At 69.0% G+C, this 8,134-nt stretch carries 6 protein-coding genes; 5 read left to right on the top strand and 1 reads right to left on the bottom strand.

Annotated elements, in window-relative coordinates; translation table 11 throughout:
• Positions 1 to 278: 278 nt before the first annotated feature.
• The 3 genes from KIH73_RS09255 (at position 279) to KIH73_RS09245 (ending at position 3,357) form a co-directional block, all read left to right on the top strand.
• The gene (locus KIH73_RS09255; RefSeq protein ID WP_219082819.1) at positions 279 to 869 is read left to right on the top strand and encodes a 50S ribosomal protein L25/general stress protein Ctc; all 591 of its coding nucleotides are present in this window, start codon (positions 279 to 281) and stop codon (positions 867 to 869) included.
• A gap of 256 nt (positions 870 to 1,125) precedes the next feature.
• On the top strand, positions 1,126 to 2,253 hold the full coding sequence (locus KIH73_RS09250; protein WP_219082817.1) for a branched-chain amino acid aminotransferase: 1,128 nt from the start codon (positions 1,126 to 1,128) through the stop codon (positions 2,251 to 2,253).
• A 315-nt stretch (positions 2,254 to 2,568) separates the two neighbouring features.
• On the top strand, positions 2,569 to 3,357 hold the full coding sequence (locus KIH73_RS09245) for a trimeric intracellular cation channel family protein (RefSeq protein WP_219082815.1): 789 nt from the start codon (positions 2,569 to 2,571) through the stop codon (positions 3,355 to 3,357).
• 394 nt (positions 3,358 to 3,751) lie between these two features.
• On the opposite strand, the gene rpsT is transcribed toward KIH73_RS09245, so the two are convergent.
• Positions 3,752 to 4,012, bottom strand: a complete 261-nt coding sequence (rpsT, locus tag KIH73_RS09240; RefSeq protein ID WP_219082813.1) for a 30S ribosomal protein S20 — start codon at positions 4,010 to 4,012, stop codon at positions 3,752 to 3,754.
• A gap of 682 nt (positions 4,013 to 4,694) precedes the next feature.
• On the opposite strand from rpsT, the gene lepA reads away from it, so the two are divergent.
• Both lepA and hemW read left to right on the top strand, forming a co-directional pair.
• The gene (gene lepA / locus KIH73_RS09235; RefSeq protein WP_219082811.1) at positions 4,695 to 6,575 is read left to right on the top strand and encodes a translation elongation factor 4; all 1,881 of its coding nucleotides are present in this window, start codon (positions 4,695 to 4,697) and stop codon (positions 6,573 to 6,575) included.
• Between the two features lie 151 nt (positions 6,576 to 6,726).
• Positions 6,727 to 7,899 (top strand): radical SAM family heme chaperone HemW, encoded by a 1,173-nt coding sequence (hemW, locus tag KIH73_RS09230; protein WP_219082809.1) that lies wholly within the window; start codon positions 6,727 to 6,729, stop codon positions 7,897 to 7,899.
• Positions 7,900 to 8,134: the final 235 nt, after the last annotated feature.

Genomic DNA, 8,134 nt, shown 5'->3' with positions numbered 1-8,134 from the left:
CCCGCACGCCCGGCGCGGCCGTGCGAATCCGGTCGCCGTCCGGAAGGCGCGGACGGGGGCACGTCCGCGGCTCGGACAGGGCTCCGCGCGGCCGCGCCGGGCGTGCGGGAGCGGAAGTCCCGGGGCCGGGTATACTGGATGACTGTTGCTTTGGCGAGGGAAGCCGCGTGCGGACTTCCGTGATCGACTCGGCGCATCCGGCCCCTTCGGGTCTGTCCTGCGGCGCGTCGTGGCGTCAAAAGACAGAAACGACAGGTAACACTACGAAGGAGGCCGTCATGGCTAATACGATCACTCTTGAGGGCGAGGTCCGCGACGAGTTCGGCAAGGGCGCTGCCCGCCGCATGCGCGTGGCCAAGCAGATCCCGGCGACCATCTACGCCGGCGGCGCCGAGCCGGTGTTCGTCAAGCTCCCGATGAAGGAGACGACGCTGGCGCTGCGCCACACCAACGCGCTGTTCACCATCACGTTCGGCGACGAGAAGAAGATGGCCGTCGTCAAGGACGTGCAGCGCAACCCGGTCAAGCGCATCGTCGAGCACGTGGACTTCTACGAGGTCCGCGCCGGCGAGAAGATCGACGTCGAGGTGCCGGTGTTCGTCGAGGGCGAGCCGAAGGGCGCCGCCGTCGCGTTCGTCGACATCCAGGAGCTCAAGGTCCGCGCCGACGTGGCCAACCTGCCCGAGCGCATCGTCGTGAACGTGGACGGCATGACCGACGGCACCAAGGTGTTCGCCAAGGACGTCGTGCTGCCGGAGGGCGTCGAGCTGGACATCGACGACCCGGAGGAGTCCGTGGTCACCGTCGAGGTCCCGGAGGACGCCTCCGCCGAGGAGGCCGCCCCGGCCGCCGAGGGCGAGGCCGCCTGAGCCTGACGGGCCGCTCCGGCGACAGGCCGGACGCACCGTGACGATGGCACCCCGGTCCGCAACGGCCGGGGTGCCATCGTATCGCCGGCGGTCCGGGCGGTCCCGGGGCCGCCGGCGCCGCCGTTTTCATATTGTGAGCCAACGGCGCGGCCCCTCGCGCGGCATGTGCGACAGTGTCAGATATGACCCGGCCATAAGCCTCGGGCGCACAACAACCTGAACGCCACCAAGAAGGTGACAGGAAAGAAGTATGACAATGACTGAACAATCCCATCACGATCCCGCCGAGCTGAACAAGCTGGCCGAGCCGTTCACCGTGCTGCCGAACGACGACCCCGCGTCGGACGCCAAGCGCCAGGAGCTCATCGACAAGCCGGCGTTCGGTCAGATCTTCTCCGACAACATGGCCCACATGACCTGGACCAAGGGCGAGGGCTGGGGCGACCGCCGCATCGAGCCGTACGCGCCGCTCAAGATGGATCCGGGCGCCTCCGTGCTGCATTACGCGCAGGAGGTCTTCGAGGGCCTCAAGGCGTACAAGCACGCCGACGGCTCGATCTGGATGTTCCGTCCGGACGCGAACGCCGAACGCTTCCAGAACTCGGCCAAGCGCCTGTACCTGCCGGAGCTGAGCATCGACGACTTCCTCGGCTCGTGCGCGGCCCTCGTCAAGCGCGACGCGAACTGGGTGCCGGCCCGCCGCGAGTACACGCTCTACCTGCGTCCGTTCATGTTCGCCTCCGAGCCGTTCCTCGGCGTGCGCGCCCCGCACGAGGTCGACTACTGCGTGATCGCCAGCCCTTCCGGCCCGTACTTCGCCGGCGGCGCCAACCCGGTGAGCATCTGGGTGGAGGACAAGTGGTTCCGCACCGGCCCCGGCGGCACCGGCTTCGCCAAGTGCGGCGGCAACTACGCCGCCTCGCTGCTCGGCGAGTACAAGGGCATCGACAACGGCTGCGAGCAGGTGTGCTTCGTCGACGCCGCCACCAAGACCTACCTCGAGGAGCTCGGCGGCATGAACATGATGATCGTCCACAAGGACGGCCACATCGAGACCCCGAGCCTGACCGGCAACATCCTGCCCGGCGTGACCCGCCGCTCGCTGATCCAGCTCGCGCAGGACAAGGGCCACGACGTGGTCGAGACGATGATCAAGCTCGACGACCTGCTCGCCGACATCCGCTCCGGCGAGGTCACCGAGGTCTTCGCCTGCGGCACCGCCGCCATCATCGCGCCGATCGGCCGCTTCAAGTCCGAGAAGTTCGACGTGACCGTCGCCGACGGCCAGCCCGGCGAGCTGACGATGGACCTGCGCAACACGCTGCTCGGCATCCAGCTCGGCGAGATCGAGGATCCGCACAACTGGATGTGGAAGGTCTGCTGAGTCGGCCCGACCCATCGGCCCCGCCGCCCCGCAAAGGGGGCCGGCGGGGCCTTTGCGTTGCGGCCGGTCGGGCCGCGGGGGATTGGGCTGGCCGTGTCCGCAGGGACGGGCCGGGCAGGTCGCATCCGCAGGGTTCGGGGGATGGTCCGCGGGCGATGGCGCGATGGCGGGATTCGCCGCGGACCATGTCCCGAACCCTGCGGCGGCGGCCGGCGTGTCGCGGGCTCAACACGCCGTGCCGGAACGCGCCGCATCCTGAGTATTCTCATACAGGTACTTGTCGATACGGCGCCGTGGTCGTGAAAGGGTGGGGCGATGCAGGGAACGGAAGTGGCGTTGGAGAGCAACGCGTTCTTTCTGGCCATCGAGTACATCGCCATCCTGTGCTGCGGCATGGTCGGGGGCCTGTCGGCCATCCGCAAGGGCTACGACCTGTTCGCCATCCTGATCACCGCATGGCTGACCGCGCTCGGCGGCGGCATCGTGCGCGACGTGATGCTCGGCGCCATCCCGCCCGTGGGCATCGCCGATAAGGGCTTCGTGCTGACGGCCCTGGCCTCCGGGGTCCTGGTGGCGCTCATCCATCCGGAGGTCGACCGGCTCAAATGGTCGATGCTCACCATCGACGCGATCGCCGTGGGCCTGTTCGCCGTCAACGGCACCGAGAAGGCGATGCTGTACGGCACCTCGGGCATGACCGCCGTGTTCATGGGCATGTTCACCGCGCTGGCCGGCGGGCTGATCCGCGACATGCTGATCAACGAGGTCCCGGTCGTCATCCGCGACAAGCATTGGTACGCGGTGCCCTCGGCCGCGGGCTGCGTGCTGACCGTGTTCGTGTGCAAGGGCGTCGAGGCCGGCCTGGTCAGCTACACGATGGAGATCGTCTGCGACGTGTGCATCGTGGTGCTGGTCGTCGCGATGCGTCTGCTGTCGGTGAAGTTCAACATCATGCTGCCCGGCGCGATGGTGCGCCACCATACCTATCTGCCCAGCGAGACCCGGCACGCGGCCAAGGGGCCGGGGGCGCGGCCGCTCCCGCGCGGGCGGGGGGACGGCGACCGGCCGGACGGCGCCGGCGATGCGGACGGGACCCGCCGCTGATCCCGGTCCGGCGGATGCGCCGGGCATTCGCGCGTCCGGCGGCGCCCGACGGCCGGGCCGCCGGCAGGCATCCGGCGTCGCGCATATCCGATGGCATCGATGGTCGGGTCGGGCGGGGCGATCGGCGGGGTGCTCGACAGCAAGCGCCGCGGTCTGGTGGGTCCGTCCGCGACATGGTGTCGTCGCAGGGCGTGTAGCGGCCTGCGACGATGGATTCCGGCGTCGTTCGCCGCGGCAGGGGACCGAAGGGCGCCGTATGGTTCACCGCCGTCACGGACCGGAGTGCGGGCGCATCGCATCCGCCGCGCGGCGAGTCCGGTCGGCGGAGAATACGCGCGGGCCCCGTGAGCCGGATGGTTCACGGGGCCCGCGGATCGACCGTAAGGTCGGAAGATCACATGGCGTTGATGGCCAGCGCGAGGCCGGACTTGCGGTTCGCGGCCTGGTTCTTGTGGATCACGCCGACGCCGGCGGCCTTGTCGAGCTTCTGGGCGGCGACCTTGTAGGCGGCCTCGGCGGCGGCCTTGTCACCGGCCTCGATGGCACGGCGGGTGACGCGGATCGCGGTCTTCAGGCTGGACTTGACGGCCACGTTACGCTTGTGCGCCTTCTCGTTGGTCAGAACGCGCTTCTTCTGCGACTTGATGTTTGCCACTATCTACTCCAAACGACTTGTGTGTTTAGGACATACAGAACCGATATGATAGCACCCCCGGTGGAAAATCTCATCGCCTCTTCGGCCTCGCGCGCGGCGTGTCGCAATATCCGCCCTCCATCGCGCCCGCCACCCGCGCCTCCGCTCCATTCTATCCTCCATTCTCCATTCTCCATTCCCATCCTCCGGATTCTCCGCCCGCCTGATTCTCCGCCCCTTATCCATCCCTATCCATCCGCCATCCCATCATCCTCCAGCTGCCATCCCATCATCTCCGCGCACAATGTGCAATTCTTCACGCTGAGCGGCCATATTCCCGGTCTCAGCGTGAAGAATTGCACATTGTGCGCAGGGGAGAGGGAAGGGAGGAGGGAAAGGAGGATTGGGGCGCGGCGCACATCTCTCGGGCGCATCGATCTTGGGAGCGGATATGCGCTTGGGCATCGGGGCCGCTGGGCATCGACGCGAAGAATCGAACCGGGCGGAGAAGCCGAAATCAGATTCGCCGGGATCGAGCCGGACGAGGACGGACCGGAACCGAATCGGAGGGCTGGCATCGGGGCCGGAGCGGAACCGAGGAGGAACCGCGGCGGCCGGCGGCGGGATAGGCGAGGCCGCGCGGGGGAGTTGCTAGGATGGTGGGAGTCTTATCTGTTCCCATGCCCACGAGGAGGCCTATTTGGTGGCTACGCAGCACAACCAGCCGGGTTTCACCGATCAGTCGCTGATCCGCAACTTCTGCATCATCGCCCACATCGACCACGGCAAGTCGACCGTCGCCGACCGCATCCTGCAGCTGAGCGGCATCGTGCCGGAACGTGAGATGCGCGACCGGTTCCTCGACCGCATGGACATCGAGCAGGAGCGCGGCATCACCATCAAGTCCCAGGCCGTGCGCGTGCCGTGGACCTTCGACGGCACCGAGTACACGCTCGGCATGATCGACACCCCCGGCCACGTCGACTTCACCTACGAGGTCTCGCGCGCGCTGGCCGCATGCGAGGGCGCGGTGCTGCTGGTCGACGCGACGCAGGGCATCGAGGCGCAGACGCTGTCGAACCTGTACATGGCCATCGACCACGACCTGACCATCATCCCGGTGCTCAACAAGATCGACCTGCCCAGCGCCGAACCGGACAAGCACGCCGAGGAGATCGCCGGCCTGATCGGCTGCGAGCCGTCCGACGTGCTGCGCGTCTCCGGCAAGACCGGCGAAGGCGTCGCCGACCTGCTCGACCAGATCGTGATGGACGTGCCCGCCCCGCAGGGCGACCCGGACGCGCCCGCCCGCGCGCTGATCTTCGACTCGGTCTACGACTCCTACCGAGGCATCGTCACCTACATCCGCATGGTCGACGGCGAGCTCCACGCCCGCGAGAAGCTGCACATGATGGGCATCGGCATGACGCACGACCCGATCGAGATCGGCGTGATCAGCCCCGAGATGACCCCGACCAAGGCGCTCGGCGCCGGCGAGGTCGGCTACGTGATCACCGGAGCGAAGGACGTCAGCCAGTCCAAGGTCGGCGACACGATCACCACGGCCTCCAAGGGCGCCGCCGAGCCGCTGCCCGGCTACCGCGACCCGCAGCCGATGGTGTATGCGGGCCTGTTCCCGATCGACAACGCCCAGTACCCGGAGCTGCGCGACGCGCTCGACAAGCTCAAGCTCAACGACGCGGCGCTGATCTACGAGCCGGAGACCTCGGTGGCCCTGGGCTTCGGCTTCCGCTGCGGCTTCCTGGGCCTGCTGCACATGGAGATCGTCTCCGAGCGCCTGGAGCGCGAGTTCGGCCTCGACCTGATCTCCACGGCGCCGAACGTGCCCTACGAGGTGACCGGCGAGGACAACACCGTGCACCACGTCACCAATCCGAGCGAGTTCCCGGAGGGCAAGATCAAGCGGATCGTCGAGCCGATGGTCGCGGCCGACATCATCACGCCGAAGGAGTTCATCGGCGCGGTGATGGACCTGTGCCAGGACCACCGCGGCCAGATGGGCACGATGGAGTACATCAGCGCCGACCGCGTGGAGATGCACTACCGCATGCCGCTCGCCGAGATCGTCTTCGACTTCTTCGACCAGCTCAAGAGCCGCACCAAGGGCTACGCCTCGCTCGACTACCACGAGGACGGCGAGCAGAGCGCCGACCTGGTCAAGGTCGACATCCTCATCCAGGGCGAGAAGGTCGACGCGTTCAGCGCCATCGTCCACCGCGACAAGGCGTACAGCTACGGCGTGATGATGACCAAGAAGCTGCGCGAGCTGATTCCGCGCCAGCAGTTCGAGATCCCGATCCAGGCGGCGATCGGCTCGCGGATCATCGCGCGCGAGACCATCCGCGCGCTGCGCAAGGACGTGCTCGCCAAGTGCTACGGCGGCGACATCACCCGGAAGCGCAAGCTGCTCGAGAAGCAGAAGGCCGGCAAGAAGCGCATGAAGATGCTCGGCCACGTCGAGGTCCCGCAGGAGGCGTTCATCGCCGCGCTGTCCACCGGCGAGGGCGCGAACGACCGCGACACCAAGGACAAGATCCGCGCCGCGCAGAAGACCGAGGGCTGATGGGCCCCATAGCCTGCATCCGCATGCCGTCCCGCCTGCGCCCGGTCCGCCGAGCCGTCAGCGCCCGGTCCGGTGGACCGGGCATAGGCGAGGGGAGCGGCCGCGAAGGCCGCGACGGCAGCGGCGCGAGTGACCGGCACGGGAGAACGTTATGAGTTTCGAAGTCTACATCCACGTTCCATTCTGCTTGCGCCGCTGCGGCTACTGCGACTTCAACACATACACGGCGACGGATCTGGGCGGCGGCGCGTCGCGCGGCAACTACGCGGCGATGGCGATCCGCGAGATGCGGCTGGTGCGCGGCTGGCAGGAGCGCCACGGCGTCGCCGAGCCGCCCGCCTCGACCGTGTTCTTCGGCGGCGGCACGCCCACCATCCTCCCCGCCGCCGACCTGGTCGCCATGCTGGATGCGGTCCGCGACCTGTGGGGCGTCGAGGACGGCGCGGAGATCACCACCGAGGCCAATCCGGACACCGTCGACGCCGCCTACATCGACGCGCTGGCCGCCGGCGGGTTCACCCGCGTCTCCTTCGGCATGCAGTCGGCGGTCCCGCACGTGCTGCGCACGCTCGACCGCACGCATACGCCGGCGAACGTCGAGGCGGGCGTGCGCGCCGCCGACGCCGCGGGCCTGCGCAGCTCGGTCGACCTGATCTACGGGGCGCCGGGGGAGAGCCTCGACGACTGGCGCACCTCGGTGGAGGCGGCGATCGGCCTGGGGGTCGACCACTGCTCCGCGTACGCGCTGACCGTCGAGCCGGCGACGACGATGGGCCGGCGGATCGCGGCGGGCCTGCTGCCCAAGCCCGATGACGACGACGAGGCCGCGAAGTACGAGATCGCCGACGCGCTGTTCTCGGCGGCGGGACTGCGCTGGTACGAGATCTCGAACTGGGCGCGCCCCGGATTCGAGAGCCGGCACAACCTCGGCTACTGGCGCAACGTCGACTGGGCCGGCATCGGGCCGGGCGCGCACAGCCACTACGCGGCGGCCGGCCCGGAGCCCGCGGCCGGGCTGCGCGCCTGGGACGTCGCGCACCCCCGGACCTGGGGGCGGCGCATCGCCGCCGGCGAGGTGCCGTGGGCGGACAGCGAGCGGATCTCCGGCGCCGAGTCGCTCGAGGAGACGATCATGCTCGGGCTGCGCCTGCGCGAGGGGCTCGACCTCGCGGCGCTGCCGGCGCGCCCCGACGAGACCGGCATCGCCGCGCTGGAACGCGAGGGACTCGTCGAGCGCCGCGGCGACCGGCTGGCGCCGACGCTGCGCGGCCGCCTGCTCAACGACACCGTCATCGAACGCATGTTCGACATCTGCGGGCTGTGACGTCGTCCGGCGCGGCCGACGACATCGGATGCGCCGGATATGACCGGATACGCTGGGCGCGGCGGCCGCGTCCCGACACGCCCAGCGCCGCGGGACGCTCCGCAGCCGCCGCGACCCGGCGCAAACGGCCGCGCCCTCCGCCGTGCAACGGACATCGCCGCCTTGTGGACGCTCCGCAACCGACACGACTACGCAAGGCGCCGCTCCGCAGCCCAGCGGACGTCGCTCCCCGCGG

Origin of the sequence: Bifidobacterium phasiani (genome assembly GCF_019331775.1) — a bacterium.
Lineage (GTDB): Bacteria > Actinomycetota > Actinomycetes > Actinomycetales > Bifidobacteriaceae > Bifidobacterium > Bifidobacterium phasiani.
This window is presented reverse-complemented; position numbering and strand designations above follow the sequence as displayed.